At 72.4% G+C, this 26,520-nt stretch carries 23 protein-coding genes; 12 read left to right on the forward strand and 11 right to left on the reverse strand.

Annotated elements, in window-relative coordinates; translation table 11 throughout:
* The 4 genes from AB0G16_RS22750 to AB0G16_RS22765 form a co-directional block, all read left to right on the forward strand.
* The coding region (locus tag AB0G16_RS22750) for a thioester reductase domain-containing protein (protein ID WP_362808195.1) at nucleotides 1-1,868 on the forward strand (1,868 nt) is incomplete at its 5' end.
* Nucleotides 1,865-3,445 (forward strand): acyl-CoA carboxylase subunit beta, encoded by a 1,581-nt coding sequence (locus tag AB0G16_RS22755; RefSeq protein ID WP_362808199.1) that lies wholly within the window; start codon nucleotides 1,865-1,867, stop codon nucleotides 3,443-3,445. The genes AB0G16_RS22750 and AB0G16_RS22755, both read left to right, overlap by 4 nt.
* Entirely contained in the window at nucleotides 3,442-3,669 is a 228-nt protein-coding gene (locus tag AB0G16_RS22760; RefSeq protein WP_362808202.1) for an acyl-CoA carboxylase epsilon subunit, read from the forward strand. The genes AB0G16_RS22755 and AB0G16_RS22760 overlap by 4 nt, the downstream gene beginning before the upstream one ends.
* Before the next feature lie 10 nt (nucleotides 3,670-3,679).
* Nucleotides 3,680-4,834, forward strand: a complete 1,155-nt coding sequence (locus tag AB0G16_RS22765; protein ID WP_362808205.1) for an acyl-CoA dehydrogenase family protein — start codon at nucleotides 3,680-3,682, stop codon at nucleotides 4,832-4,834.
* 28 nt (nucleotides 4,835-4,862) lie between these two features.
* On the opposite strand, the gene AB0G16_RS22770 is transcribed toward AB0G16_RS22765, so the two are convergent.
* The 6 genes from AB0G16_RS22770 to AB0G16_RS22795 all read right to left on the reverse strand — a co-directional run bounded on the left by AB0G16_RS22770 (nucleotide 4,863) and on the right by AB0G16_RS22795 (nucleotide 11,665).
* A complete protein-coding gene (locus AB0G16_RS22770) occupies nucleotides 4,863-5,855 on the reverse strand; it encodes a cytochrome d ubiquinol oxidase subunit II (protein ID WP_362808208.1) in 993 nt (330 codons plus the stop codon).
* A gap of 17 nt (nucleotides 5,856-5,872) precedes the next feature.
* Nucleotides 5,873-7,303 (reverse strand): cytochrome ubiquinol oxidase subunit I, encoded by a 1,431-nt coding sequence (locus tag AB0G16_RS22775; RefSeq protein ID WP_362808211.1) that lies wholly within the window; start codon nucleotides 7,301-7,303, stop codon nucleotides 5,873-5,875.
* A 67-nt stretch (nucleotides 7,304-7,370) separates the two neighbouring features.
* Nucleotides 7,371-8,198, reverse strand: coding sequence for an AfsR/SARP family transcriptional regulator (locus AB0G16_RS22780; RefSeq protein ID WP_362808214.1), 828 nt, complete (start codon nucleotides 8,196-8,198; stop codon nucleotides 7,371-7,373).
* Nucleotides 8,199-8,441: 243 nt separating this feature from the next.
* The gene (locus AB0G16_RS22785) at nucleotides 8,442-9,854 is read right to left on the reverse strand and encodes an MFS transporter (protein WP_362808217.1); all 1,413 of its coding nucleotides are present in this window, start codon (nucleotides 9,852-9,854) and stop codon (nucleotides 8,442-8,444) included.
* A gap of 291 nt (nucleotides 9,855-10,145) precedes the next feature.
* Nucleotides 10,146-10,907, reverse strand: coding sequence for an alpha/beta fold hydrolase (locus AB0G16_RS22790; RefSeq protein WP_362808220.1), 762 nt, complete (start codon nucleotides 10,905-10,907; stop codon nucleotides 10,146-10,148).
* A gap of 26 nt (nucleotides 10,908-10,933) precedes the next feature.
* Entirely contained in the window at nucleotides 10,934-11,665 is a 732-nt protein-coding gene (locus AB0G16_RS22795; RefSeq protein ID WP_362808223.1) for a TetR/AcrR family transcriptional regulator, read from the reverse strand.
* 138 nt (nucleotides 11,666-11,803) lie between these two features.
* Between AB0G16_RS22795 and AB0G16_RS22800 the strand changes: the two genes are divergently transcribed.
* Entirely contained in the window at nucleotides 11,804-12,619 is an 816-nt protein-coding gene (locus tag AB0G16_RS22800) for a siderophore-interacting protein (RefSeq protein ID WP_362808225.1), read from the forward strand.
* A gap of 251 nt (nucleotides 12,620-12,870) precedes the next feature.
* Here the strand turns inward: AB0G16_RS22800 and AB0G16_RS22805 are convergent, their stop codons facing one another.
* From AB0G16_RS22805 to AB0G16_RS22815, 3 genes are all read right to left on the reverse strand, one after another.
* Nucleotides 12,871-15,000 carry a BTAD domain-containing putative transcriptional regulator gene (locus AB0G16_RS22805; RefSeq protein WP_362808228.1) on the reverse strand — a complete coding sequence of 710 codons (2,130 nt, stop codon included), beginning with the start codon at nucleotides 14,998-15,000 and terminating at the stop codon, nucleotides 12,871-12,873.
* Nucleotides 15,001-15,310: 310 nt separating this feature from the next.
* Entirely contained in the window at nucleotides 15,311-16,129 is an 819-nt protein-coding gene (locus AB0G16_RS22810; RefSeq protein ID WP_362808231.1) for an NmrA family NAD(P)-binding protein, read from the reverse strand.
* A gap of 11 nt (nucleotides 16,130-16,140) precedes the next feature.
* A complete protein-coding gene (locus tag AB0G16_RS22815; protein ID WP_362808235.1) occupies nucleotides 16,141-17,502 on the reverse strand; it encodes an FAD-dependent monooxygenase in 1,362 nt (453 codons plus the stop codon).
* Between the two features lie 147 nt (nucleotides 17,503-17,649).
* On the opposite strand from AB0G16_RS22815, the gene AB0G16_RS22820 reads away from it, so the two are divergent.
* Both AB0G16_RS22820 and AB0G16_RS22825 read left to right on the forward strand, forming a co-directional pair.
* Nucleotides 17,650-19,194: an aminotransferase class III-fold pyridoxal phosphate-dependent enzyme gene (locus tag AB0G16_RS22820; protein ID WP_362808238.1), complete on the forward strand. Its 1,545-nt coding sequence runs from the start codon at nucleotides 17,650-17,652 to the stop codon at nucleotides 19,192-19,194.
* On the forward strand, nucleotides 19,172-19,912 hold the full coding sequence (locus AB0G16_RS22825; protein WP_362808241.1) for a class I SAM-dependent methyltransferase: 741 nt from the start codon (nucleotides 19,172-19,174) through the stop codon (nucleotides 19,910-19,912). Before AB0G16_RS22820 ends, AB0G16_RS22825 begins: the two co-directional genes overlap by 23 nt.
* 72 nt (nucleotides 19,913-19,984) lie before the next feature.
* On the opposite strand, the gene AB0G16_RS22830 is transcribed toward AB0G16_RS22825, so the two are convergent.
* Nucleotides 19,985-20,947, reverse strand: coding sequence for a YafY family protein (locus tag AB0G16_RS22830; RefSeq protein ID WP_362808244.1), 963 nt, complete (start codon nucleotides 20,945-20,947; stop codon nucleotides 19,985-19,987).
* A gap of 80 nt (nucleotides 20,948-21,027) precedes the next feature.
* Here AB0G16_RS22830 and AB0G16_RS22835 point away from each other — a divergent pair, with 80 nt between their 5' ends.
* From AB0G16_RS22835 to AB0G16_RS22855, 5 genes are all read left to right on the forward strand, one after another.
* On the forward strand, nucleotides 21,028-21,783 hold the full coding sequence (locus tag AB0G16_RS22835; RefSeq protein ID WP_362808247.1) for an alpha/beta hydrolase: 756 nt from the start codon (nucleotides 21,028-21,030) through the stop codon (nucleotides 21,781-21,783).
* A 232-nt stretch (nucleotides 21,784-22,015) separates the two neighbouring features.
* On the forward strand, nucleotides 22,016-22,975 hold the full coding sequence (locus AB0G16_RS22840) for an ABC transporter ATP-binding protein (protein ID WP_362808250.1): 960 nt from the start codon (nucleotides 22,016-22,018) through the stop codon (nucleotides 22,973-22,975).
* Complete coding sequence (locus AB0G16_RS22845) at nucleotides 22,975-23,700, forward strand: ABC transporter permease (protein WP_362808254.1); 726 nt, start codon at nucleotides 22,975-22,977, stop codon at nucleotides 23,698-23,700. The genes AB0G16_RS22840 and AB0G16_RS22845 overlap by 1 nt, the downstream gene beginning before the upstream one ends.
* A gap of 22 nt (nucleotides 23,701-23,722) precedes the next feature.
* Nucleotides 23,723-24,892: a histidine kinase gene (locus AB0G16_RS22850; RefSeq protein WP_362808257.1), complete on the forward strand. Its 1,170-nt coding sequence runs from the start codon at nucleotides 23,723-23,725 to the stop codon at nucleotides 24,890-24,892.
* A gap of 31 nt (nucleotides 24,893-24,923) precedes the next feature.
* The gene (locus AB0G16_RS22855) at nucleotides 24,924-25,529 is read left to right on the forward strand and encodes a response regulator transcription factor (RefSeq protein WP_362808260.1); all 606 of its coding nucleotides are present in this window, start codon (nucleotides 24,924-24,926) and stop codon (nucleotides 25,527-25,529) included.
* Between the two features lie 70 nt (nucleotides 25,530-25,599).
* On the opposite strand, the gene AB0G16_RS22860 is transcribed toward AB0G16_RS22855, so the two are convergent.
* Nucleotides 25,600-26,505, reverse strand: a complete 906-nt coding sequence (locus AB0G16_RS22860; RefSeq protein ID WP_362808264.1) for a GDSL-type esterase/lipase family protein — start codon at nucleotides 26,503-26,505, stop codon at nucleotides 25,600-25,602.
* Nucleotides 26,506-26,520 lie beyond the last annotated feature (15 nt).

Consider the following 26,520-nt stretch of genomic DNA (forward strand, 5'->3'; position numbering starts at 1 on the left):
CCCTCGCCCACCACCGCCACACCCAAGGACTCCCCGCCACCAGCATCGCCTGGGGGTTGTGGAAGCAGGCGACGGGCATCACCGGGCACCTGGAGGAGGCCGATCTGCGGCGGATCGCCCGCGCGGGACTGCGGCCGATCGAGCGGGAGCACGGTCTGGCCATGTTCGACGCGGCGCTCGCCTCGGGGCACCCCGTGGTGGTCGCCACGCCGCTGAACATCTCGACGCTGCGGGAGAACCCGGACCAGGTCCCGTTCGTGCTGCGCGAACTGGTGCGCACGCCCGCGCGGCGGGTGGCGCAGAACACCGACTCGGGGCTGGCCTCCCTGACCGGGCGGCTGGCCTCGCTGGACGAGAAGGAGCAGCGCCGCCTCATCCTGGGGGTGGTCACCACCGAGGTGGCCGCGGTCCTGGGGCTGGAGGAGAGCCGCGGTGTCGGCGCCGACCAGCAGTTCCCCGACCTGGGGTTCGACTCGCTGACCTCGGTCGAGCTGCGCAACCGGCTCAGCTCCGCGATCGGCAGGCGGCTGCCGGCCACGCTGGTGTTCGACCGGCCCACGCCGGGCGCGCTCGCCGAGTTCCTGCGGGGCGAGCTCCTGGCGGGCGGGACGTCCGCCCGTTCGGCGGACGGGACGTCCGCCCGTCGGGAGGTGGACTTCGCCGCCGAGATCCGCCTGCCCGACGACGTGCGGCCGGCGGACGAGGTGGTCCGGGTGGCCGACGATCCGGACGAGATCCTGCTCACGGGTGCCACCGGTTTCCTCGGGGCCTTCCTGGTCCGGGACCTGCTCCGCTCGACCAGGGCCACCGTGCGGTGCCTGGTGCGCGCGCCCGACGAGGCCACCGCGCGGGAGCGGCTGCGGGCCAACCTGGAGTGGTACCGCGTCTGGGACGAGGTGGACCGCGAGCGGATCTCGGTCGTCCTGGGTGATCTCGCGGCGCCCAGGCTCGGCCTGTCCGAGGAGGACTTCGACGACCTGGCCAAGACGGTCGACGTGGTCTACCACGCGGGTGCCACGGTCAACTGGCTCTACCCGTACGCCGAGCTCAGGGCGCCGAACGTGGGCGGGACCGAGGAGGTACTGCGGCTGGCGTCGCGGCACCGCACGGTCCCGGTCCACTACGTGTCGAGCACCGGTGTGTTCGCCGGCGCGTCGCCGGACGGGACGGCGTTGTCCGTGGACGCCCCGACCGGTCCCGGCGAGGCGCTGCCGACGGGGTACGTGCAGAGCAAGTGGGTCGCCGAGCGGCTCATCGGCCTGGCCAGGGAGCGCGGGCTACCGGTGTCGGTGTTCCGGGTGGACGTGATCTGCGGTGACCGGGTCAACGGCGCCTGCCAGACCAGGGACTTCGTCTGGCTGAGCCTGAAGGGTCTGCTGCAGGCCGGGGCCTTCCCGCGGGGGGTGGGCGGGACGCTCCACCTGGTGCCCGTGGACTACGTCAGCGCGGCGATCGTCAACCTGTCGGCCCGTCCGGACACGGCCGGGCGTACCTTCCACCTCTACAACCGGAACGGTGTGGGCTTCGACGACTGCGTCGAGCACCTGCGCGCGCTCGGCCACCCCCTGCGGGAGCGGGACTGGGACGGCTGGCGCGAGCTGGTGAACGCCGACCGGGGCAACGCGATGATCCCGCTGCTGGACGCCTTCGAGCTGATGGCGACCGACGGCGACGACTTCTACCCCGAGATCGACGTCACCGACACCGAGCTGGCCCTGCGGGGCACGGGGATCGACTGTCCCCCGATCAGCAGAGACCTCTTCACGACATATGTGAACTTCTTCCGCGAAGTGGGATATTTTCCGGCCCCTCCCGTCGCGGCGGACGAGAAGCTCCGGCGGCCGGTCGAGGAGTCGATGACATCGTGACCGTCATTCACGAACGTTCGCAGGAACCGACCATCGAAGAGCGCCTGGCCGAGCTGCAGGTCATCAGGGAGGGGGTGCGGCAGGGCCCCGACCCGGCGGCCACCGAGCGCCAGCACGCCAAGGGGAAGCTGACGGCGCGCGAGCGCATCGACCTGCTCCTCGACGCCGGCTCGTTCCAGGAGATCGAGCCGCTGCGCCGCCACCGCGCCTCCGGTTTCGGCATGGAGGACCGTCGGCCGCACACGGACGGGGTGGTCGGCGGCTGGGGCACGGTCCACGGGCGGACGGTCTTCGTCTACGCGCACGACTTCCGGATCTTCGGCGGGGCGCTCGGCGAGGCGCACGCCCAGAAGATCCACAAGGTGATGGACCTCGCGCTCGGCGCCGGCGCCCCGCTGGTCTCGCTGAACGACGGCGCCGGCGCCCGTATCCAGGAGGGTGTCACGGCGCTGGCCGGGTACGGCGGCATCTTCCGCCGCAACACCGCCGCCTCGGGCGTGATCCCGCAGATCAGCGTGATGCTGGGTCCCTGTGCCGGGGGCGCGGCCTACTCCCCGGCGCTCACCGACTTCGTCTTCATGGTCAGGGACATCGCGCAGATGTTCATCACGGGCCCCGACGTCGTCCAGGCCGTCACCGGCGAGGAGATCACCCACATCGGCCTCGGCGGCGGCGACGTGCACGCCAGGGTGTCGGGCGTGGCGACCGACGTCTACGACGACGAGGAGAGCTGCCTGGAGGACGTGCGCCACCTGCTGTCGCTGCTGCCGTCCAACAACCGCGAGCTGCCGCCGGCCGTGCCGGTCACCGACCCGCCGGACCGCCGCACCGACGCCCTGCTCGACCTGGTCCCCACCGACCCCGGCAGGCCGTACGACATGCGCCGGGTGATCGAGGAGATCGCCGACGACGGCGAGCTGTTCGAGATCCAGCCCGAGTGGGCCACGAACATCGTCTGCGCGCTGGTGCGGCTCGGCGGCCAGGTCGCCGGCGTCGTCGCCAACCAGCCGATGTCCATGGCGGGCGTCCTGGACATCCACGCCAGTGAGAAGGCCGCTCGGTTCGTCCAGTTCTGCGATGCCTTCGCCGTCCCCCTCGTCACCCTGGTCGACGTGCCGGGCTTCCTGCCGGGCGTGGACCAGGAGCACAACGGCATCATCCGGCACGGCGCCAAGCTCCTGTACGCCTACTGCAACGCGACGGTCCCCCGGGTGTCGCTGGTGCTGCGCAAGGCGTACGGGGGCGCGTACATCGTGATGGACTCCCGCTCCATCGGCGCCGACCTGTCCTTCGCCTGGCCGACGAACGAGATCGCGGTCATGGGCGCCGAGGCCGCCGCCAACGTCATCTTCCGCAGGCAGCTCGCCGCCGCGTCCGACCCGGACGCCACGCGCGAACGCCTGGTCAAGGAGTACAGGTCCGAGCTGATGCACCCGTACTACGCGGCCGAGCGCGGCCTCGTCGACGACGTCATCGACCCCTCCGAGACACGGGCCGTGCTCATCAGGTCGCTGGAGATGCTGCGCGCCAAACACGCCGCCCTGCCCGACCGCAAGCACGGCAACCAGCCGCAGTGAACGGGCCGGGCATCACGGTCCTGCGCGGCGGGCCGACCGACGAGGAACTGGCCGCCGTCGTCGCCGTCCTGCTGGCGGCGGGCGCGCGGGACGCCCGCCACCGGGCGGCCGACGAACGGCCGCCCGGCCCCCGGGCGGCCGAGCGGGCGCCCTGGCACCGGTTCCGGAAAGGCTACGTCCCCCCGGGCGCCTGGACCGCGGGCGACCGGCCGACACCCCCATGAGGAGCAGCAGATGTCAGACGTCCTGGAGACCGTACGCGCGTTCGCCGCGGAGGAGCTGCTGGGCGGCCACGCCGCCTTCGACACCCTCGCCGAACCCCTCCAGCCCGTTCACGAGCGGTTCCGGCGCACCGGCCTGGCGAACTGGTGGCTGCCCGAGGAGCACGGCGGGCGCGGGCTCGGCCTGGCCGACAGCGTCAACATCGTCAACGAGCTCTCCTACGGTGACGCGGGCGTGGCCTTCACCCTGTTCATCTCCGTGCTGGGCACCAGCATGGTCTCCCTGTACGGCTCGCCCGAGCTCAAGGAGCGTCACCTGACGCCCATGGCCAAGGAGGGCACGTTCTGCGCCACGCTCGGCAGCGAGCAGACCGCGGGCAGCGAGCTCACCAAGATCGAGACGGTGGTGGCGCGCGACGGGGCGGACCTGGTCGTCACGGGCGAGAAGTACTTCTCGACCAACTCCGGGTTCGCCGACTTCCTGGTGGTGGTCGCCCGCTCGGCCGAGGCGCCGGACACCTACGCGGCGGTGCTCGTGCCCAGGGACACCCCCGGCGTCCGCATCGTCAAGCGCTGGGACCTGATCGGCCTGCGGGCGTCGGCGACCTACCAGGTCAGCCTGGACGGGTGCCGGGTCCCGGCCGCCAACCGGCTGAACGGCTCCGGCCTCAGGCTGCTGGAGATCGGCCTGAACGCCAGCCGCATCCTCATCGCGACCACCGCCCTGGGCATCTCGCGCCGGGTCCGCGACCTGTGCCTGGAGTACGCCAAGGGCAAGCCGTTCAAGGGGGCGACCCTGGCCAGGAGCTCGGTGTTCGCCGCCAAGCTCGGGCAGATGGAGATGCAGATCGACGTGATGAGGAGCCACTGCCTGAGCGCGGCGCGCGAGTACGACGAGCTGATGGGCCGGCCGGACGCCGCCGAGGCCTTCGCCAGGCTCGGCACGCTCAAGTCGGCGCTGACCGCCAAGATGTTCTGCGGCCAGGCCGGGTGGCAGGTGGTGAGCGCCGGGTCCGAGATGTTCGGCGGCCTCGGCTACACCGACGAGTCCCCGATCGGCAAGCTGCTGCGCGACATGCGGTACGTGTCGATCGTCGAGGGCGGCGACGACGTGCTGCGGGAACTCCTCTACGGCCGGTACGTGATGTCCGCCGCGCGCAGGTCGTGAGCCGCCGCGGGGGCGGCGGCCCCGGAGGCTAGAGGTAGGTGGGCGTTCCCCGGTCGACCCGGCCGCGGAACGCCCACCAGCTCCACACCTGGCAGGCCAGGACCAGCGGCAGCACGACCACGCCGAAGGCGGTCAGGATCCCCAGCGAGGCCTCGTCGGCCGCGCCCTCGGCGACCGTCATCCCCGGCCCCTCCGTGGCCAGCAGCACGTACGGGTGGTTCCCCACCCCGAGCAGCGGGACCGGCAGCGCCGCCACGACCCCCGTGGCGGCGAAGGCGCGCCCGGCGCGTCCCGCCCGTACCGCCCACCAGGCGGCGCCCAGCGCCAGCGCCGTCACGCCCGTCAGCGCCCACACCGGGGCGGGGTTGACCGGCCGCACCGCGCCCGTGCCCGCGCCCAGGACGACGGCCAGCGCGACGGCCGCGGTCGCGACGGCGAGGACCGGTGCCGGGCGGACCGGTATGCGTTCCGGAACGCGCATCCACGCGAACATGAGCCCGTGCGCGGCGAACACCGCGCCGAAGGCCAGCCCGCAGCTCAGCACGAACGGGTTCAGCAGCATGGGCCAGCCCAGGGTGAAGGTGCGCCCGTCGCGCATCGGCACCCCGGCCAGCAGCACCCCGACGACCAGCCCCCAGCCCACCGCGGAGATCGCCCCGCCGGCGGCCACGCAGCCGTCCCACACGCGCCTGCTCCACCGGCCGGTCGCGCGGCCGCGCAGCTGGACGGCGGCCTTGCCCAGCACGAGACCGGCCACCAGGGCCACGAACAGCGGGTACAGGCCGGGCAGCAGGCTGCCCTCCAGGAACGGGAAGGCGCCGATCAGCACGGCGACGGCGCCGACCAGCCAGACCTCGTTGCCGAAGAAGAACGGCCCCAGGCAGGCCAGGAGGCCGGTCCGCGCGCGCTCGTCCCGGGCGGCCGAGGAGAGCATCTGCACGCCCTGGTCGGCCCCGCCGAGGACGAAGTAGCCCGCCAGGAGGAACCCCAGCAGCGCGAGCCAGAGGACGGCCAGGTTCATGGTGACTCCAGGGGTGTTCAGAGGGGCAGCTTGACCGGCTCGGGTTCCGGTTCGGGGGCCGTCGCGACGGCTCCCAGGTGCGCGCCGTCGGGGCCCCGGCGGGCGAACACGGTGATCAGCACCCAGTCGGCCACGGCCAGGCCGGCCAGGACCGCGATGAAGGTCACCGTGGAGGCGAGCATCATGCCCCAGCCGACCGGTGAGAGCCCGTCCTCGACCTTCAGGTGGCCGTAGACGAGCCACGGCTGCCTGCCGACCTCGCGCATCACCCATCCGGCGAGCGAGGCGACGAACGGCAGCGGGATCGCGACGACCAGGAGCAGGGCCAGGGCGCGCCTGCGCCGGGGGCGGAAGACCAGCAGCGCGGCCGCCAGGACGGTGCACGCGACGTAGACCGCCACCCGGTGCGGTCCCGGCGCGCCGAACACCAGGCCGCCCGCGAACTCGCCCATGGACGAGCCGGCCGCGAGCGCGGCCACCGCGGCGACGGCGCGGCGGCGTACCAGCGTCTCGCGGAAGACCATCAGGAGCGCGCAGATGGCGCCCATGCCGAGGGTGTAGCCCAGGTAGAGCATGACCTCCTCGCCGATCTCCGCCCAGTAGGGCGGGACGTAGTCGCCCGGCCCGTAGGCGGCACGCATCCGCGCCTGCAGCGCGTCGGTCGGCGCGTGGGTGAAGAGCGCCACCTTCATCGGCTGCATCTCCTGCAGGATCGGGAACTGCATGTTGCCGACGACGGCGGTCGGGATGACCGCCACCGCGGCCACCGCGACCCCCATCCGCAGGGAGCCGAGGAAGGGCTCGCGGTCCGCCGTGCCCCGGCGCAGGTGGTAGGCGCTGACCCCGGCCAGGAACAGGCCGCCGGCGACCAGGGCGGCGGAGGTGACGTGTATCAGGGCCAGGATCACGTTGGAGTTGGTGAGCAGCGCCCCGAAGTCGGCGAGGTAGGCGACCCCGTCGCGCACCTCCAGGCCCGTGGGCACCTGCATGAACCCGTTGACGACCAGGATCCAGTACGCCGAGGCGTACGCGGTGAGGGTGACCAGCCAGATCAGGCCGGCGTGGACCGCGGGCCGCAGCCTCCCCCAGCCGAAGATCCACATGCCGAGGAAGGTCGATTCGGCGAAGAAGGCGACCAGCGCCTCCAGGGCGAGCGGAGCGCCTATCACGTTGCCGGCGAACTTGCTCAGCCCGCTCCACGACAGGCCGAGCTGGAACTCCACGATCAGCCCGGTGACGATGCCGATCGCGTAGTTGATCACGTAGAGCTGGCCCCAGAAGCGGGTCATCCGCATCAGGCCCGCCCGCCTGCCGGGGTCCCGCGCCAGCACCGCGCGGGTGTGCACGACCGCCACCAGGGGCGCCAGCCCCAGGCTGAAGATGACGAACAGCCAGTGCAGCCCGGTGGTGCCGATGAACTGCAGCCGAGCCAGGTCGAGTGTGTCCATGCCGCCTAACCTTCCGTGTCGCCCGGCCCCGGCCGTGGGCCCGCGGCCCCGTGGCCCCGCCGTCTCGTCAGGACGCCGCCCGCGTCATCCGGTGCGGGCCGGGCCGCATTGTCCTGAGCCCGGCGAGGTCGAGCCCGGAGGCGCCGCCGAGCATCGCCAGGTGCAGCTCCCGCAGCGCCGCGGACGGCTCGATCCCCAGGTCGCGGATGAGCGTGCCGCGCAGTCTCTGGAACGCCTCCAGCGCGTTGCCGCACCTCCCCGACCGGTAGAGCGCGATCATGAAGTGCCCGCAGAGGCTCTCGTTCTCCGGGTGCTGGCGTACGAGCACGGTGAGCTCGCTCAGGACCTCCCGGTGGCGGCCCAGGTGGAGGTCGGCCTCGATGCGCCGCTCGACGGCGCACAGCCTGGCCTCCTCCAGTCGCTGGATCTCCAGTCGCAGGAGCGGCCCGGCGTTGATGTCGGCCAGTGCCGGCCCCCGCCAGAGGGCGAGCGCCGAGCGCAGCTTCCGCGAGGCGACGACGTGGTCGCCGGAGTCCATCGCCCGGTACCCGGCGAAGGTGTGCCGCTCGAACTCCCGTACGTCCACCGAGCCGCCCCCGGTGTTCAGCAGGTACCCCCCGGGGTGGGTGACCAGCACGTCCTTGGGCGAGCGGTGGCGGTGTTCGTCGGACTGCAACAGCGCGGCCCTGAGATGGCTGCGGATGTGCGCGATGTACGTCTGCAGCGTGGTCTGGAAGCTCGGCGGCGGCGTGTCGCCCCACAGCTCCTTCACGAGGGTCGCGACCGGGAGCACGCGGTCGGCGTGCGTGGCGAACATGGCGAGGACCTGGCGTGGTTTCGCCGCCGTGGGCATGAACGAAATTCCCGCCTCGCACAGGGAAAGTGTGCCGAGCACTGCAATCTTCATTGGATTCACCGATTCCTGGAATCGTGCCTTTCTGACGACGTGCCGCCGAGGACACGGCGCGCCGGCGGCGTCATGTCTGTCGTGATCTGTGTGGACCCGGCGGACCGGCGTCCTGCGGAAAGGGGCTTCGGTGCCGTTCACCGGGGATCCGGTGCGGAACACCGTCCGGGACTCGGGGTGGGACTCGGGGCGGGACTCGGGGCGGGGGCCGCATCCGTGTCCCGCCCCCGGTCATCCGATGGGTGCGGGGTTCGCGGCTGCCCTCTCCTCGGGGGAGAGGGTCGGGACGGGCGCCTCGGGCCTCTTGATGAACAGTGCCGCCACGGCGCCGAGGAGGACGACCGCCGCGCCGAGCCACAGGGCCGGGCGCAGGGCGGACACGAACGCCTCGGCCGCCTCGGCCGGGTTCCCGACGCGATGCGTGATGTACTCCCTGGTGAAGACCATCGTCAGCACCGCCACGCCGAGCGCGCCGCCGAACTCGCGGATCGTGTTGTTGACCCCGGTGGCCTTGCCGTGGTCGCGGTCGGGCACCGAGCCCACGACCACCGCCGGGTTGGCCGCGAAGACCATGCCCATGCCGAACCCCGCGATCACCAGCGCCGGGATCATGGAGGTGTAGGACGTGCCCACCGTCGAGACGACGGCGAGCCAGCCCAGGGCCACCGCCTGCAACGCGGCGCCGACGGCCTGGAGGATCCCGCCGCCGATCCGCTTGACGAGCAGGCTCGTCAGGGGCACGGCCACCATGGGGATCGCCGTCCAGGGCAGGGTGCGCAGGCCGGCCTCCAGCGGGGAGAAGCCCAGCGGCCCCTGCAGGTACTGCATCAGGAAGAACACCGCGCCGAAGACACCGAAGTACATGGTCAGCGAGACGAAGTTGCTGAGCATGAACGGCCGCACCCGGTAGAGCCGCATCGGCACGAACGGCTCCTTGGCCCTGCGCTCCCACCACAGGAAGAGCGCGAGGAACAGCAGCGCGCAGCCCGAGGAGAGCAGCATTCCCGGGTGCGTCCAGCCCAGGTCGGTGACGTTGACGACGGTCCAGACCGACAGCACGACCGCACCGGTGATCAGGCAGGTGCCCGCCAGGTCGATGGTGCGGTCCTCGCCCTTGCTCTCCCGCACGGCCAGCAGCGCGAAGGGCAGCGCCAGGAGCCCGACGGGCACGTTGATCCAGAAGACCCAGTGCCAGTCGAAGCCCTCGGTCACCAGCCCGCCGACGAACGGGCCCGCGGCGATCCCCAGGCCGTTGATGCCGCCCCAGATCCCGACCGCCATGTCGCGCTTGGCCTGCGGCACCGCGGCCACCGCCAGCGTGAGGGAGATGGGCAGCACGGCCGCCCCGCCCAGGCCCTGCAGCACGCGCGCGAAGATGAGGAACTCGATCGACTCCGACATCGCGCACGCCCCGGAGGCGACCGTGAAGAGCAGCACCCCGAACAGGAAGACGCGGCGCCGGCCGAACCGGTCGCCGAGCGCGGAGCCGGCCAGCAGCAGGCCCGCGAACGCCAGCACGTAGGCGTTCACCACCCACTGCAACTGCGCCTGTGTCGGCCGGAAGGTCTCCACCATCTGCGTCAGCGCGTTGGTGACCACCAGATGGTCCAACGCGACCATGAACATGGGAATGGCCGTAGCCATGATGGCGGGAATTCCGCCATACCGCGACTTGGGCATATCGGCCGGCCGTCCTTTCGCACGGATAATTCGCTGAAACGGTGGTCGGTGATCGAGACGATCGCTACCAAACAGATTCCGGGCATGCCGGATATACCGGACATGAAAATGACCCCGTTGTTCGATGGGCAGCCGAGCCGCTCGCGCCACGCACTTCAGCGCTTTAACCTCTAACTCTAGCTACATGCTTAAACTAAATTGACGGGCTCTGTCTGTCAACGCTTGCGCGGAGATGATCTGGCCGGTTCGCACAGATCATTGTTCGAGTGCGCCCGCGAGGAGCCTGGAGGTGATCAACCTCGTCAATTCCGCCCGATGGGAGGCCAGATAGAAATGTCCGCCGGGAAAAGTCAGCAGCTCGAACGGGCCACCGGTGTGTGAACGCCAGGCGTCGGCCTCGGCCGGCGTGGTGACAGGGTCGTCGTCGCCCACCAGCGCGGTCACCGGACAGGACGGCTCGGGCCCGGCGCGGTGGACGTAGGTCTCGATCGCGCGGTAGTCGCCGCGCAGGGCCGGCAGCAGCATGGCGCGGACGTCCGGGTCGGCGAGGAGCCGGGGGTCGGTGCCGTCGAGCGCGGCCATCGCGGCGACGAGTTCGTCGTCGCCCATCCGGTGCATCCGGTCCTCCCGGCGGCACCGGGGCCCGCGCCGGCCGGACAGGAACAGGTGCCGCACGGCGTCCCCGCGGGCCTCCAGCAGGCGCGTCACCTCGTAGGCGAGGGTCGCGCCCATGCTGTGGCCGAACAGGGCCGGCGGGGGGTCCGTCCACCCCTCCAGCCGCGCCAGGAGCCGCGCGGCCAGCTCGCGAAGGTCGTCGACGCAGGGCTCCGCCCGCCTGTCCTGCCTGCCGGGGTACTGGACGGACAACACCTCCACGGCCGGGGAGAGCATCTTGGACAGGGGGAAGAAGTAGCTCGCCGAGCCTCCGGCGTGGGGAAGGCAGATCAGCCGCGGAGCGCCCTCGCCGGCGGGGTGGAAGCGGCGTATCCACAGGTCGGCGTCACTCGTCCCGGCCACGCGACTCCTCCCCCATCAGGTCCCCGCTACGCCGAGCGAGCCGGGACCGGCTCGTACTCCAGGTCGAGCATCGTGCACAGGTCACGCAGGCACTCCTCGAAGAACGACTCCATGTCGGAATAGAATTCCAGCTGGTTGAGCACCTCCATGCACAGCAGGCCGTAGAGCCTGATCCAGCAGGACAGGAACACGTGTGCCGCCTCCGGGGGGAGCAGGCCCTCCATCGCCGCCGAGTAGGCGCGCAACTGCTCGCGCAGGGGGGCGCGCAGCTCGCTCAGGTCGGGCACGGGGAACGGCCGCGTGCGCCACAGCTCCACGATCTGGTCGAAGAACACCCGCTCGAAGTCCTGCTTGGCCCGGTATCGGACGGAGGTGGAGTTCAGCTCGCGCGAGCCGGAGGTGGGGCTGGCGAACATCCACTCGAACTCGGCCCGGTGGGCGATCGTCCAGGAGCGCATCGCGCGGCAGGTGGCCAGGAGGCGGCGGGAGGGCGTGTCGTAGGCGACGTCGTCGCGGGTCGCACGCATCACCTCGGTCAGCTCGAGGAAGAAGTCGGCGGTCACCGCCTCCACCAGCTCCTCGTGGCTGGGGTAGTAGCGGTAGAGCGCGGGTCCGCTCATCCCCATCTCACGCGCCACGGCGTTGACCGTGACCCCCGAGGAACCGCTCGCGATGAGCAGCTGACGGGCGATCGAGCGAATCTCCTGCAGCGTGTTCTGCCGGACCCTTTCCCGACGAGTGCTCGCGTGAACAGCCATGAGTCCTGCTTTCCCTTAAGGCTTCATTGACATGATAGACGATATATGGTTAATTACTACTAGTATCATATGTTAGAGCTACTAACAAACATGAAGCCTACTCTCATCGAGGGTGGGCGGACCATCGGGAGGCCGACGATGAACGAGCGGACGGCACCACGCCGGCGCTCCTCGCGCAGTCCGTTCACGAACGTGTTCGCGAGGTTCTACGCCACCGGCACCGTGTCCGACGTCGCGATGGTCACCCCCACGATGCGGCGGATCCGCATCGTGGCCGACCAGCCCCTCCTGACGGCCTACTCCCCCGGCCAGCACCTGCGCGTCCAGATCGGCGACCCCATGTCGCTGTACGGCCTGCTGCGGCCGGTCGAGACACTGCGCGCGTACTCGATCTGGGACTTCTCGGCCGCCGAGCGGGCCATCGACCTGTGCGTCCACCTCTACGACCACTTCCACCGCCACCTCCGCGGCCACCTCGACGGCGCGGGCGGCGACGGCATCGGGCTCAGCTGGGCCCGCACGGTGGAGGTCGGCGACGTGGTGACGTTCTGGGGCCCGCAGGGCGACTTCGTGCTCCAGCCCGCGCCCTACCACCTGTTCGTCGGCGAGGAGAGCGCCACCTGCGCGTTCGGGCCGATGATCAGAGCGGCCGGGCCGGACGCCCGGGTGTTCGGCGTGCTGGAGAGCGAGAGCGCCGCCGACGAGCTGGAGATCCCGGGCCCGCACCGGCTGCACCGCGTGCACCGCGACGGGGCCTCCGCGGTGGCCTCGCGGACGCTGCTGCGCGGGGTGGCCGACCTGGACCTGCCCGGCCGTCACGGCGTCGCGTATCTCGCGGGCGAGGCCAGGACCCTCCAGCTCGTGCGGGACTTCCTGGTGCACGAGCGAGGGTGGCCGCAGACCGCCATCAGGACCAAGCCGTTCTGGACCCCGGGCAGGCGGGGTCTCCACTGAGGGCACGGGGTCGACGGGCGCGAATATCGGAAACATCAGTGAGATATATACAGATGGCACCTGATGTTATGGCATACGACCATTTAGTGGAATGTGATCGTGGCACTGCGGTGGGTCATGTCGCGCGGGGACGGATCGGTGCCGCAGACGGCACGGCCCCGCCGCGAGGCCGTGCCCGCGGAGAGGACGCCGCCTCCCGCACGCGCCCCCCGGGAACCGCCGGAGACGACCCCGCCTTCCGCGGCGCGTCCTCAGGAGGACATGCTGCGCAGCAGCGTGCCGCGCAGCCAGTTGCCCGAGTCGATCGCGTCGTCCTGTGTCGTGAAGCGGAGGAACTCCTCCCGCCGCGACACCGCGGACTCCACCGGGGGGTCCATGGTGATCGTCGTGAACCGCCGTTTGCCCCCGCCCCATCCCGGCCGGCGGTTGAGCAGATCGGGGCGGGCCGTGACGATCAGGAGCAGCGACACCGGCCCCGTGCGATCGGCCAGGTCGTGGACGAAGTCCAGCACGACGTCGTCGGCCCGGTGCAGGTCCTCGACGATCACCACCAGCGGGCAGTTCCTGGCGATCTCCCCGATGAACTGCAGCACTGCGGCCAGCGTGTCGCCGATGCCCTGCGTGCTGCGGTCCTTCTGCGGCCCCACGAGCGGGTTCAGCAGGGACAAAAACCCCCCGGCCGGTTTCCGCTCGCCGTTCATGAGCTGCTCCAGGGTCCTGGCGGCCCTGCCCCCGGCCGTCCTGGCCAGGTCGCCCAGCATGATCCCGCCGACCGACTCCAGCAGGGCCAGCGCGTTGTTCGGGCCGAAGAGCGGGGCGTGCCCCACCAGGAACTGGGTCTTGCCCGGCTGCCCCATGACTCGGCGCTCGAACTCCACGACCAGGCGGTTCTTGCCGGTGCCGGCCTCGCCCAGCAACGTCACGACGTGGGGCGCCCGGCGGTGCCGGACCTGCTCCAGCAGGCCCTGCAGCACGCTCAGCTCCAGCTCGTGGCTGTTGATCGGCACGGCCTGCACGACCGGTTCGGGCTCGGCGTCCTTGACCTTCCAGCACCGGGGGGAGTCACCGGCGGCCGAGTAGCCGATCGTCGCGGCGGTCGCGCGCATGGTGTCGTCGCAGACCCGGATCTCCCCGGGCGGCACCGACGAGAGCAGGAGCTGGCACTCGTCCAGCACGGGCCCGTCCGCCGACAGCAGCGCGCCCGTCGCCGGGTGGTGGTGGACGACGGCCTCCCCCGTGGTCACCGCCGCCTGGACGGTCACCGCCGGCGCGGCCGGGCCCTGCCCCGCCCCGAGGGTGTCGCGGATCTCCACGGCCGCCCGCACCGCGCGCCCGGCGTCCACCCCGTGGTCGTCGGACGTCCCGAACAGCGCCAGCGTCACCTGACCGATCGTCACCACGGTGGTCCCGTCCAGCGAGGTGACGACCTCCTTGATCCTCTCGGTGAGGCCGGGGCGCGGCCCGCCGTGCCGGCCGTGCTCGCCGGGGTCGTGCTGGGCGCGTACCAGCAGCACGCTCACGTGGCTGCGCTCCGTCTCGCGCGGCGCCTGCCGGGGAAGCGGGTCCCTGGGCGCCAGGGAGGCGACCGGGCCGGTGAGCGTGACGGGTTCCGGCGACTCCCACCCGTCGGGCAGGTCCAGCACGGCGTCCTGCGCGAGGATGGCCTGGTGCAGGATCTGCAGTTCGCGCCCGGGTTCCAGGCCGAGGTCCTCCACGAGCGCGGCGCGCACCCGGCCGTAGACGCTCAGCGCGTCCGCCTGGCGGCCGCAGCGGTAGAGCGCGAGCATGAGCTGGCCGCACAGGCGCTCACGCAGGGGCTCGGCCTGGATCATCGCCTCGAGCGCGCCCAGCACGGACTGGTGACGGCCGCAGGCCAGCTCCGCCTCGAAGCAGTCCTCGGTGGCGTCCAGCCGGGCGTTCTGCGCCGAGGTGATCTCCGGCCAGTCGACGCCGGCCTCCACGAGGTCGGCCAGCGCCGACCCCTGCCACAGCGAGAGCGCCTCGCGCAGGCGTGCGGCGGCCGTGGCGGGCGATCCGGCGGCCAGCTCGGCCCGGCCCTCCGAGACCCAGCGGTTGAAGCGGTACAGGTCGATGTCGTCGGGGTCGACGCGGAGCATGTATCCGGGCGACTGGGTCAGCAGCGCCACCGTCTCGGGCGGGCGGGGTCGCGCGCAGAGGGCCCCGCGCAGGCTCCACACGGCGTTCTGCAGGATCTTCCGCGCCGTCACGGGAGGCTCGATCGGCCACAGCGCCTCCATGAGCTGGCTGGTCGGCACCACCCGGTTGGCGTGGAACAGCAGGAATCCCAGTGTGGCCCGTTGTTTGACCCCTCCCAGCGCGATCCGCTGATCGCCGTCGACCGCCTCCAGTGGACCGAGCATTCGAAACCGCATCGTTCTCCCCCCAGACGAAAGGCCACGGACCTGGCCCCGCGATGGATGTTGGCCGGATGGGAACCTGGCGCCGTGGTCGGCCCCTTTTCTCTGTGTCGACCTCGGTGAGGCTCCTCACCCTGAGCGGTCGTGTGCAAATATCGCCTTTTATCCCATCTTTGTGTACGGCGCTGACGTCGGCCTGATTCCGTCCTGACGTGGGGGGAACCGGGTGGTGAACCGCCTGCCCGGCGTGCCGTTCCCCGGACATGCGACCGGTCCGGCCGTCGTGGGGACGGCCGGACCGGTCACTGCGGGATCACACCTGCCAGGCGGGCGCGACCTCCTTGGCGAAGTCGGCGAAGTCGCGCGGTTCGCGCCCCAGGATCCGCCGCACGTCGTCGGTCGGCGCGGCGTTGCGCCCGTCGAGCAGCTGCGCGAAGATCGTGGCGAGCTGGTCCGCCACCTCCTTGGGCTCCCCGTGCTCCACCAGCAGCGCGGAGTACTGTTCGGGCGTGACCGGTACGTAGGAGACCTCCCGCCCGGCCGCCTGGGAGATCTCCGCGGCCACCTCGGCGAACGTCATCGCCCGCGGGCCGCTGAGCTCGTAGACCTGGCCGACGTGGGTGTCCTCGGTCAGCGCCGCCACGGCGCACTCGGCGATGTCGACGGCGTCGACGAAGGGCTCGGCCACGTCCCCGCCGACGAACGCGACGGTCCCCCCCAGCACCGGCTCCAGCAGCATGCCCTCACTGAAGTTCTGGAAGAACCAGTCCGCGCGCAGGATGGTCCACTCCAGGCCGGAGTTCCTGACGATGTCCTCGCTGACCCGCGCCTCGTCCTCGCCCCGGCCCGACAGCAGCACCAGCCGGCGCACGCCCTTCTCCGCCGCGATGGCCGTCAGCCCGCCGATCGACTCGGCCGCCCACGGGAACGCCAGGTCGGGGTAGAAGGCGATGTACGCCGACCGGACGCCCTCCAGCGCGGGCCCCCACGTCGCGGGCTCGGACCAGTCGAAGGCCGGGGACGCCGACCGGGAGCCGTTGCGCACCGGCACGCCCAGGGCCTGGAGCCTGGACAGCACCCTGCTGCCGGTCTTGCCCGTGCCGCCGATCACCAGCGTCGTGTCATCAGTCATGAGTCCTCTTCTCAGGCGGTTGCGGTGGTCTTCTCGTGCTCTTCCTCACGGGCGACCGCGTCGAGCAACCCCTGGTCGAACAGGGCAGCGGGCGGGTCGACCAGGCCGAACACGCGCAGGCACGCGACGGCGATGTCGCCGTTGCGGGTACCGGCGGCCTGGAGCCGTGCGACGTGCTCGTGGATGAACCGCACACCGTCGTCACGGTCGCCCTCCACGCCGGGGAAGACGAGGTCCGTGGTGATCACGATGTCCCACACGTCGTTGACGACCGACGCGCACAGCTCGTCGAAGAACGCCACGGGTGCGGGCCGCTCGCGCCCGGACAGGTGCGCGCGCAGGGTGAGCGCCTCCAGCGCGGCCACGGTCATGCCCTGCCCGTAGCGGGGGTTGAAGCTGCAGACCGCGTCCCCGATGACCAGCAGGCCGTCCGGGAAGGCCGTCATGCGCTCGTAGTGCCGGCGCAGGTTCGCGGGGAAGCGGTAGCGCACCGGGGTGGTGAGCGGCTCGGAGACGGCCACGATCTCGGCGATGTCGGGCGTGGCCAGGGACGCGACGAACGCGTGGAAGCCCTCGCGGTCGACGGGGGGGTAGTCGCCCAGGATGCCGTACACCGTGACGATCGTCCTGCCCTCGTCGACCTTCTGGGTGCTGCCGCCGCGGGGGATCTCCGCCGAGGCCAACGTGTTGATCGAGATGTCGTCCCCGAAGGCCCCGGGCGGCGTCCGGTAGTAACAGGTGGCGTAGCCGAGGTCGACCCTGTGCCGCTCCTCCTCCACCCGGCCGTAGCCCAGCTCCTCCAGCCAGACCGGCGCGCGGGAGCCCCGCCCGGTGGCGTCGACCACGAGGTCGGCGCCCAGCGTCTCCTCCGCGCCGTCCCGGGCGATCACCACGCCCGTGACCGCGCGCCCGTCGGGCGTCGCGACCGGGCGCAGGACGGTGACACCGTCCAGCACCGTGACCTGCGGCAGCGCCTCCACCCTGGCCCGCAGGTGGCGCTCGCGGAAGGACCGGGTGCAGGTCACCATGGACAACCCCGACCGGACCTTCTCCAGCCGCCGCCCCTCCAGGATCCAGCGGGCGTTCTCCGACAGGTCGCCCGTGTGGGCCCCCGCCGCGACCAGGTCGGCGGTCAGCCCCGGGAAGAGCTCCTCGGCGATGAGCTGGCCGCGAGCCAGCAGCTCGTGGCCCTGGTCCCGCTGGGGAACCCCGCGCCGCGCCTCGGGACCGGCGTCCAGCACGTCGCGGTCCAGCACGGTCACCCGGCCGTAGAACTCGGAGAGGACGCGCGCGGCGAACAGCCCGGCGAATCCGGCGCCCAGCACGACGGCGTGTCTTTCGGCGTTGCCCACCACGTCCGCGGTCTCCCTCATCAGGTTCATGGTGAAACCCGACGCTAGATCCGCGGTCACATCACGCGGCAACCGGCGGTTAATCACCGGGATTACCGGTCGGTGACCGGCGCGAACCTACGCTCCATCCCGTTACCTTCCACGTACTCACGCGAACGAGGAGGCTGCATGAGTTCCGCCGGCGACCAGATCGACCTCGCCGAACCGCACATGCGCGAGAACCTGGCGATGGCAGGGCTCGACGTCGAATACGTCCGCGCCGAGGGGAACACCCTGTACTTCCTCGACGAGAACGGCGAGGAAGTGCCGGTCGTCGACTACGCCGGCGGGTACGGGGCGCTGCTGCTCGGGCACAACAATCCCGAGATAACGGCGCACGCGATCGCACTGCTCAACGACCGGACCCCCGTCCTGGCGCAGTTCTCCCGTCACGCCGCCGCCATCAGGACCGCCGCGAGGCTCGACGAGATCATGCGGCGGGAGCTGGGGAGCGAGGAGCGGTTCTACTCGGTCTTCGCCAACACCGGTGCCGAGGCCGTCGAGGCGGCGCTCAAGCACGCCGAGCTCGGCAGGGCGACCAGGATATCGGCGCTGACCGGCGAGATCTCGGCGTCGGTGGAGGCGGCGCGGGCCGCCGTGGACGGCGGGAAGGCGTCACTGCCCGAGGAGTTCAAGCGGTTCGACGACCTGGCCGGGCACGTCACGCGGCACAACGCCGAGGTCCTCACCAGGCCTCCGCTGTTCCTCGCGCTGGAGGGGTCCTTCCACGGCAAGCTGGCGAGCAGCGTGCAGCTCACCCACAACGGGGAGTTCAGGACGCCGTTCGCGGCACTGGCCGCGCAGGCCGTGTTCGTCCCGTTCAACCAGCCGGGCGCGCTCACGAAGATCATCGAGCGGGAGCGGGCGTCCCTGCTCGACCTGGTCGTCGACGGCGGCGCCGTCCGCGTCCGGGAGCGGGACCTTCCCGTGTTCGGCGCGTTCGTCGTCGAGCCCATCCAGGGCGAGGGCGGCATCAACGAGATGAGCGCCGAGTTCGCCGCCGAGATCCGGCGGGTGTGCGACGCGATCGGCTGCCCGGTCGTCGTGGACGAGATCCAGAGCGGCATGGGACGTACCGGCGCCTTCCTGGCGAGCTCGTCCATCGGCCTGCGCGGCGACTACTACACCCTGGCCAAGAGCCTGGGCGGCGGGCTGGCCAAGGTCTCCGTCCTCCTGGTGCGGGACTCGTGCTACCTCAAGGAGTTCGAGCTCGTCCACAGCTCCACCTTCGCCAAGGACGGGTTCTCCTCCGCCGTCGCGCTCAAGGTCCTGGAGCTGCTCGAGGCCGACGACGGGCGTGTCTACCGGCTGGCCGCGGAGCGCGGCGAGAGACTCAAGGACATGCTCCGCTCCCTGGCCGCCGACTTCCCCGACGTGGTGAAGGACGTGCGCGGCAGGGGGCTGATGCTGGGTCTCGAACTCCACGACCAGTCGGACTCCCAGGCCGCGCTGCTGCGCGACTTCGCGCGGGCGCACATCCTCGGCTACGTCATCTCCGGCTACCTCCTGCGCCGGCACCGGGTCAGGACCTTCCCCACGGCCAGCGCGGTGAACACGCTGCGCTTCGCGCCCTCGGCCGGGCTGACCGACGCCGAGATCGCCCAGCTCGAGGCGGGCCTCCGGGACCTGTGCTCGATCATCCGGGCCCAGGATGAACAAGCGCTCTTCGCCTGAACCGTCCCGGCCGGAGCCGCCCGCCGCGGGCGCGCCGGGCGACGAGCCCCGCTCCGGCGGGCTCGACCCGCGCGTCGCCCGCGCGCAGCGGGCGTACAACCGGGCCACTCTGGCGATCTACGATCGGCTGGTGCTCGGCCTGGGGTGCCCGCTGTTCTGGCACTGCCCCTCCGGTGAGATGCTCCGGCTCTACGACCGCTCGGTGGGGCGGCGCCACCTCGACATCGGGCCCGGCACGGGCTACTTCGTCGACCGGTGCCGCTTCCCGACGGACACGCCGGAGATCACCCTGCTCGACCTCAGCCCGCCGTGCCTGGCCGTGTCGGCCAGGCGCCTGGCGCGCTACCGGCCGGACACCTGCCGCGCCGACCTGATGAGTCCGCTGCCGCTGCCGCGCCACCGGTTCGACTCGGCCGCGATGAACCTGGTGCTGCACACCGTTCCCGGCGGCTGGGAGGGCAAGGGCGTCGTCTTCGGGCACGTCGCCGGCACCCTGCGGCCCGGCGGCGTGCTGTTCGGCTCCACCGTGCTCGGCGAGGGGGTGGAGATGAGCCGGCGTACCCGCTGGTTCCTGCGGCAGCAGCAGCGCGGCCACTTCCACAACCAGGGCGACGACCCCTCGGGGCTGGAGGGCCTGCTGGCCAAGCACTTCTCCGAGTACGAGCTGACGATCCGCGGCAGCGTCGCCCTCTTCCGGGCCGTCACGGCGACCGACTGAGCGAGGGGAGGACGCGCCGCGAGGACCGCGAGGACCGCGAGGGATCGTCGTGGCGCCGCGCGCCGTCGTCGATCATCCCGGCGGGTCCTCGTCGGCGCGGGCCAGGAGGCGGGCGGCCAGGGATCTGATCTCGTCGCGCAGCGCGGCCGGGGTGAGGACGCTGAACGGCCACCCGAGTCCGGCGAGCATCAGGGCCATCCCGTCCAGCCGCTCGGCGCGGGTGGTGAGCAGCACCCCGCCGGAGGTCTCGGTCAGGGTCGCCGTGGTGGCGGGGATCCGCGCGGCGGCCTCCTCCAGGGTGGTCTCCAGCAGCACCCGGACCTCGTGCCGGTAGGGCACCGCCGCCAGCGAGCCGACCACGTGCGCGACCGCGTCGAAGCCCTCGGGAACGCCGAACGCGCGCCCGGTGCGCGCGACGTCCTCCACCCGGTCGACCCGGAAGGTCCGCACCTCCCCGCTGGCGTGGTCGAGCCCCGCGACGTACCAGCGGCCGGAGTGGAAGACGATGCCGTACGGGTCGAGCTCACGCGTCGAGGCGTCGCCGCGCCAGGAGCGGTAGGCCAGCCGCACGGTGACCCGGTGCCGGGCGGCGCCGGCGAGGGCGAGCAGCGGGGCGGCCCGGGGAGGGGCCGCCCTCGGCGCCGCCCGGCCGGTGTGGTCCAGCGTCTGGGACACCGCGTCGACGCGCTCGCGCAGCGGGCCGGGGAGCACGCGCTGGATCTTGGCCAGGGCGCTCCCGGTCGCCGCCTCCCCCACCGCCAGCCCGGTGCGCCTCCCGGCCAGCAGGCCCAGCACCACGGCGGTGGCCTCGTCGTCGGTGAGCATGAGCGGCGGCAGCTTGTAGCCGGGCAGCAGCCGGTAGCCGCCGTGGCGGCCCCGTTCGGCCTGGACCGGCACGCCGAGCTCCGACAACCGCACCGCGTAGCGGCGCACCGTGCGCTCGTCCACCTCCAGCCTGGCGGCGAGTTCGGGGCCGGTCAGGCCGGGTGCGGCCTGCAACAGCTCCAGCAGCGCGAGAACCCGGGCGGCCGTCACGAGGAAATCCCTCCCTTATCCGGACCGATTCTGTCCGGATTCGATCCTACGGTGAGACCAGGCGAGCAGAGGAGAGAGAAATGAGCACGTACGTCCTGGTTCCTGGTTTCTGGATCGGCGGATGGGCCTGGGAGAAGGTCGCCCGGCCGTTGCGCGAGGCCGGGCACGACGTCCACCCGGTGACGCTCACCGGGGTCGGCGACCGCGCCCATCTGGCCGGTCCCGGGGTCGACCTGGAGACCCACGTCCAGGACATCGTCAACACGATCGTCTTCGCGGACCTGAGCGAGGTGATCCTCGTCGCCCACAGCGGGGCCGGGGCGCCGGTCACCGGCGCGGCGGACAGGGTCCCCGGGCGCGTCGCGCGGATCGTCTACCTCGACAGCGGGCCGCTGGCCGACGGCATGACCCAGATGGACGTCAGGGAGCCCGGGGAGCGGGAGCTCGTCGAGCGGCGGGTCGCCGAGGAGGGCGGCGGCGTGGGCTACCCGCCCCCGTCCTGGGAGGAGCACGAGCGGGCCGGGGTCAGCCTGGAAGGGCTGGGCGAGGCGGAGCGCGCGTGGTTCACCTCACGCGCGGTCCCGCAGCCGTACGGGACGATGACCGCGCCCCTGAGGCTCGGCGGCGGCGCGGACGCGCTGCCCAAGACGCTCGTGACGTGCTCGTTCCCGCTGGAGCGGGTACACGCCATGATCGCCTCCGGTCATCCGTACTTCGCGGCGCTCTCCGGGCCCGAGTGGAGTTTCGCGGCCGTGCCCACCGGCCACTGGCCGATGTTCTCCGAGCCGGAGAAGACCGCGGCCGCGCTCGCCGAACTCGCCGAGCTCCCGGCCTGAGCCCGAACCGGCCTGAGCCCGAGCCGGGCGGAGGCGGAAACCAGGCGGGAGCCAGGCGGGAGCCGGGCGGGAGCCGGGCGGGAGCCGGGCGGGAGCCGGGCGGGAGATCGCGGGCGGGGCGCGTCCACGGGGGCCCCGCCCCGCCCGCGGGCACGGGCGGTGACATTTGTCCTGCCCGAACCCGGATCGATGGATCTACCTGCGCCTTCGGGCCTTCCGTAGCGTCTCTCCCATGACGAGCACGACGAGCACGACAGGCACGACGGGCACGGCGCACGCGGCGGGCACGGGGAAAGGCGCGGGCACCGCGGGCACCGCGGTGTCGCTCGGTGATCTGACCAAGCACTTCGGGGCGGTACGGGCGGTGGACGGCCTCAGCCTGGACATCCCCGTCGGGCAGACCGTCGCCCTGCTGGGGCGCAACGGCGCGGGAAAGTCGACGACCATCGGGCTGCTGCTCGGGTTGCTGACCCCCACCTCGGGGAGCGTCCGCGTCCTCGGGGGCGCGCCCGAGGCGGCGATCCGGGCCGGGCGGCTGGCGGCGATGCCCCAGGAGGGGGGTCTGGTGCCCCGGACCACCGTCGGCGAGCTGGTCGGTTTCGTCTCCCGGACCTACCGGGCGCCGCTCCCGGTGCCGGAGGTGCTGGCCACCGCCGGGCTGGAGGAGCTGGCCGGCCGCCGGGTGGAGCGGCTCTCCGGCGGCCAGGCCCAGCGGCTGCGCTTCGCGCTGGCGCTGGCCGGTGACCCCGAGCTGATCCTGCTGGACGAGCCGACCGCGGCGCTGGACGTCCGCGCCAGACGGGAGTTCTGGGAGAGCATGCGCGCCTTCGCCGCGCGCGGCAGGACCGTGTTGTTCTCCACCCACTACCTGGAGGAGGCCGACGAGTACGCCGACCGGGTGGTGGTGATCGACAAGGGCCGGGTCGCGGCCGACGGCACCAGCCGGGAGATCAAGCGCCTGGTCTCCCTCACCACGGTCAGCGTCACCGCCGACCCCGGGCAGGCCGCCCGGCTGGAACGCCTGCCCGGGGTCACCTCCGCGCGGGCCCGCGACGGCCGCGTGCACCTGCGCACCCGCGACGGCGACGCCACCGTGACGGCGCTGGCCGGCATGGGGGCCGTACGGGACATCGAGGTGGCTCCCGCCGCGCTCGAGGACGCCTTCATCGCACTCACCGAGGTGGACGCCTGATGCTCGCCTACATACGCCTGGAGATCGTCAGGATCCTCCGCGACCCGGCATACGTGATCATGGGCTTCGTGATGCCCGTGACGATGTACCTGCTGTTCACCAACCTCGGCGTCACGGGCGCCGACCGCGTCTCGGCCGCCGTGTACGTGATGGTCAGCATGGCCGCCTTCGGGGCGATCGGCTCGGCCTTCAACAACGGCACCGGCATCGCCGAGGACCGTACGGCGGGCTGGCTGCGGATGCTGCGCACCACCCCGCTGGCCCCGGCGCGGGTGGTCACGGGCAAGGCGGTCACCGGCATGCTCGTGGTGCTGCCCGCGATCTGCGGGGTGTCCCTGGCGGGGGCGCTGCTGAACGGGGTGCGCCTGCAGGCCTGGCAGTGGGCCTCGATCGTGCCGCTGCTCTGGGTGGGGTCGCTGCCCTTCATCCTGCTCGCCCTGGCCTTCGGCTACTTTTTCAGCGGGCAGACCGCCACCGTGCTCAACATCGCCGCCAACCTGGGGCTGGCGGTCGTCGGGGGTCTGTGGATGCCCGTCGAGGGCTTCCCCGCCTGGATGAGGACCCTGTCGGGGTGGACGCCGAGCTTCGGCTACGCCGACCTGCCGCGCCGGGTGGCGTTCGGCCAGGCGCCCGACGCGGGCACGGCGCTGATCCTGGCCGGCTGGCTGGTCGCCTTCGGCGTCCTGGCGTTGTACGCCTACCGCCGGGCCGGGCGCCTGGCGTGAGACGCGTGATAGGAGTTTCCCGGTGAGCGAAGGACCTGCGGCGAGCGAGCGCGAGGGACGGTGGACCCGCCGGGTCCGCCGGGCCGCGTGGCCGAGCTCGCGCGTGGCGGACCCGAACGGCCGCCGGGGGCCGGCGAGGGGCGGAGGGCCGGGACAGCTCGCCTTCTACCCCTGGCTGCTGGTCGCCTACCCCCCGCTCAGCGACCTGGTGGAGGGAGAGGTGCGGCCGGTGCTCCCGGCGGCGCTGGGCCTGGCCGCCTTCGCCGTCCTGTACGTGCTGTGCGTCCGGCTGTCGTTCACCGGCCGGCGGCGCGGGGCGGCCGTGGCGCTGGCCGGGCTGCTGGGGGTGACCTTCCCGCTGCTGGCCGGTCTCGCCCACGACTGGTTCTTCCTCGCCCCGCTGATGACGATCGCCTGCGGGGTCGTGCTGCGCGGCAGGCTGGTCTACCTCCTGCTCTGCGCGGTGGCCCTCGCGCTGGTCGCGGTGATGTGGTGGGCGGGGGCGAGCTGGGAGAGCCTCTCGCTGACGAGCTGGGGGACGGCCATCGGCGGCCTGGTGGTCAGCATCGTGCTGAAGCTGTCCTCGGTGATCGGCGAGCTTCACGACACCCGTGAGGAGCTGGCCCGTGTCGCGGTGGCCGAGGAGCGGCTGCGTTTCTCCCGCGACCTGCACGACCTGCTCGGGCACACGCTCTCGGTGATGGTGGTCAAGGCGGAGGTCGTACGGAGGCTGGCCTCCAGGGACGCGGAGGCGGCGGCCTCGCAGGCGGCCGACATCGAGGCCCTCGGCCGGGAGGCGCTGCGGGAGGTGCGGGCCGCGATCACCGGCTACCGGGGACGTGGCCTGGCCGCCGAGCTGGACACCGCGCGCACGGTCCTGGCCGACGCGGGCGTCACGGCCACGGTGACCGTCGCCGGGGAGGTGCCCACGCCGGAGGCCGACGCGCTGCTGGGCTGGGCCGTACGCGAGGGCGTGACCAACGTGGTCCGCCACAGCTCCGCCCGCGCCTGCTCGATCTCCCTGCGGGGTACGACGCTGGAGATCCGCGACGACGGCCGGGGGGCCGCGGGGCGGTCCTTCGGCAACGGCCTGCGCGGCCTGTCCGAGCGGGTCGCCGCGCTCGGCGGGACGCTGGAGGCCGGTCCGGCGCCGGAGTCCGGTGGCTTCCTGCTGAAGGTCGCGCTTCCATGACCGTCCGGCTCCCGTACAGGAGGGCGTTCCGATGATCAGAGTGCTGCTGGCCGAGGACCAGGGCATGATGCGCGGCGCGCTGGCCACGCTCCTGGACCTGGAGGACGACATCGAGGTGGTCGCCACCGTCGGCAGGGGTGACGAGGTCGTCCCCGCCGCGCTGGGCGCGCGGCCGGACGTCGCGCTGCTGGACATCGAGATGCCCGGGATCAGCGGCCTGGAGGCCGCCGCCGGACTGAGGGACCGGCTGCCCGGCTGCCGGGTGCTGATCCTGACCACCTTCGGCAGGCCGGGCTACCTGCGCCGGGCGATGGAGGCGGGCGCCTCGGGGTTCCTGGTCAAGGACGGCCCCGTGGAGGAACTGGCCGCGGCGATCCGGCGGGTCCTGGCGGGCGAGAAGGTGATCGACCCCGCGCTGGCCGCCGCGGCGCTGAGCACCGGCGCCAGCCCGCTGACCGAGCGGGAGCGGGACGTGCTGGCCGCGGCGGCCGACGGCTCGACGGTCGCCGACATCGCGGACCGGCTGCACCTGTCGGAGAGCACGGTGCGCAACTACCTGTCCGCCGCGATCGGCAAGACCGGCACCCGCAACCGCATCGAGGCCGCCCGCGCGGCCCGGCACAACGGCTGGCTCTGAACGGGGGCGGCTCCCGCGCTCCTCGGCTTCCCCGGCTCCCGGGCTCCGTGGTTCCCGTCCTCCCGAGGCCTCAGGGGGCCGGGAAGGGAGCCGGGAGAGGAGGAGCCGGGAGAGGAGCCGAAAGCGGCTCCTCGACCGGATCGGCGACCGGATCGGCGCCGTCCTCGGCGAACCAGTCGCCCATCATCCGGAAGGTCTTCTCCGCGATCAGCCGCTGGCCCGCCGCGTTGGGGTGGAAGAAGTCCCACTTGCTGACGTGGCCCAGCGTGAACCGCTGCGCGAACACCTCGCCCCCGTCGTACCGGCAGGCGGGGCCGTAGGCGGCGCAGACCCTGGCGAGCGCGGCGTTGTAGCCGGCGATCCTGGCGCGCACGCGGTCGCGGCGCGCCCGGTCGGCCGGCGACGTCGAGGTGGGCCGCGCCAGCATGGTGGGGCAGATCCGGCCCACCGCCCAGAATCCGCGCGCCACCGTGCTGCCCTTGCCGATCCGCCAGAGCCGCCCGACGTCGGGGACGCTCGCCAGGAACACCCGGCCGCCGGGCCGTCCTGCCCGGAACGCCGCCAGGGCCTGGGCCATCCGGCTCTCGTAGAGGTCCACCGGGGTCATCAGCCGTTCCTCGCGCACGCAGGCGTCCTGGGCTCCGAGCAGGATCGTGACGTAGTCGGCCCCGCGGGAGATCGCCCGCGCCATCTGGCCCGCGAGGCCGGCGCTGGTGGAGCCGGGCACGGCGAGGTTCACGGTGCGCGGCGGGGTGCCGGAGCCGAGATCGCCGAGTCTCAGGTAGTGGCTGCGGACGCTCGGGTGGTCCCCCGTCGACCAGGAACGCGAGGCGCAGGGGACGTACCAGCCACAGGCGTTGAACCCCGCGCTGATGGAGTCGCCGAGCGCGGCCATGACCCTCGGCCGCCAGGCGTCGGCCGCCGAGGCGGGCCGGGTCACCTGAGCCGCCCCGGCGGGGGCGGCATGGACGATCATGAAGGCGGCCAATCC

The sequence above is a fragment of the Streptosporangium sp. NPDC023615 genome (genome assembly GCF_040640155.1).
GTDB lineage: Bacteria > Actinomycetota > Actinomycetes > Streptosporangiales > Streptosporangiaceae > Streptosporangium.

What these genes read in the sequence shown, in the direction of transcription:
- AB0G16_RS22765 (WP_362808205.1), top strand. Translation starts at nt 3,680, where the DNA reads ATGTCAGACGTCCTGGAGACCGTACGCGCGTTCGCCGCGGAGGAGCTG.
- AB0G16_RS22770 (WP_362808208.1), bottom strand. Translation starts at nt 5,855, where the DNA reads ATGAACCTGGCCGTCCTCTGGCTCGCGCTGCTGGGGTTCCTCCTGGCG.
- AB0G16_RS22775 (WP_362808211.1), bottom strand. Translation starts at nt 7,303, where the DNA reads ATGGACACACTCGACCTGGCTCGGCTGCAGTTCATCGGCACCACCGGG.
- AB0G16_RS22785 (WP_362808217.1), bottom strand. Translation starts at nt 9,854, where the DNA reads ATGGCTACGGCCATTCCCATGTTCATGGTCGCGTTGGACCATCTGGTG.
- AB0G16_RS22795 (WP_362808223.1), bottom strand. Translation starts at nt 11,665, where the DNA reads ATGGCTGTTCACGCGAGCACTCGTCGGGAAAGGGTCCGGCAGAACACG.
- AB0G16_RS22800 (WP_362808225.1), top strand. Translation starts at nt 11,804, where the DNA reads ATGAACGAGCGGACGGCACCACGCCGGCGCTCCTCGCGCAGTCCGTTC.
- AB0G16_RS22805 (WP_362808228.1), bottom strand. Translation starts at nt 15,000, where the DNA reads ATGCTCGGTCCACTGGAGGCGGTCGACGGCGATCAGCGGATCGCGCTG.
- AB0G16_RS22810 (WP_362808231.1), bottom strand. Translation starts at nt 16,129, where the DNA reads ATGACTGATGACACGACGCTGGTGATCGGCGGCACGGGCAAGACCGGC.
- AB0G16_RS22815 (WP_362808235.1), bottom strand. Translation starts at nt 17,502, where the DNA reads ATGAGGGAGACCGCGGACGTGGTGGGCAACGCCGAAAGACACGCCGTC.
- AB0G16_RS22820 (WP_362808238.1), top strand. Translation starts at nt 17,650, where the DNA reads ATGAGTTCCGCCGGCGACCAGATCGACCTCGCCGAACCGCACATGCGC.
- AB0G16_RS22825 (WP_362808241.1), top strand. Translation starts at nt 19,172, where the DNA reads ATGAACAAGCGCTCTTCGCCTGAACCGTCCCGGCCGGAGCCGCCCGCC.
- AB0G16_RS22835 (WP_362808247.1), top strand. Translation starts at nt 21,028, where the DNA reads ATGAGCACGTACGTCCTGGTTCCTGGTTTCTGGATCGGCGGATGGGCC.
- AB0G16_RS22840 (WP_362808250.1), top strand. Translation starts at nt 22,016, where the DNA reads ATGACGAGCACGACGAGCACGACAGGCACGACGGGCACGGCGCACGCG.
- AB0G16_RS22845 (WP_362808254.1), top strand. Translation starts at nt 22,975, where the DNA reads ATGCTCGCCTACATACGCCTGGAGATCGTCAGGATCCTCCGCGACCCG.
- AB0G16_RS22855 (WP_362808260.1), top strand. Translation starts at nt 24,924, where the DNA reads ATGATCAGAGTGCTGCTGGCCGAGGACCAGGGCATGATGCGCGGCGCG.
- AB0G16_RS22860 (WP_362808264.1), bottom strand. Translation starts at nt 26,505, where the DNA reads ATGATCGTCCATGCCGCCCCCGCCGGGGCGGCTCAGGTGACCCGGCCC.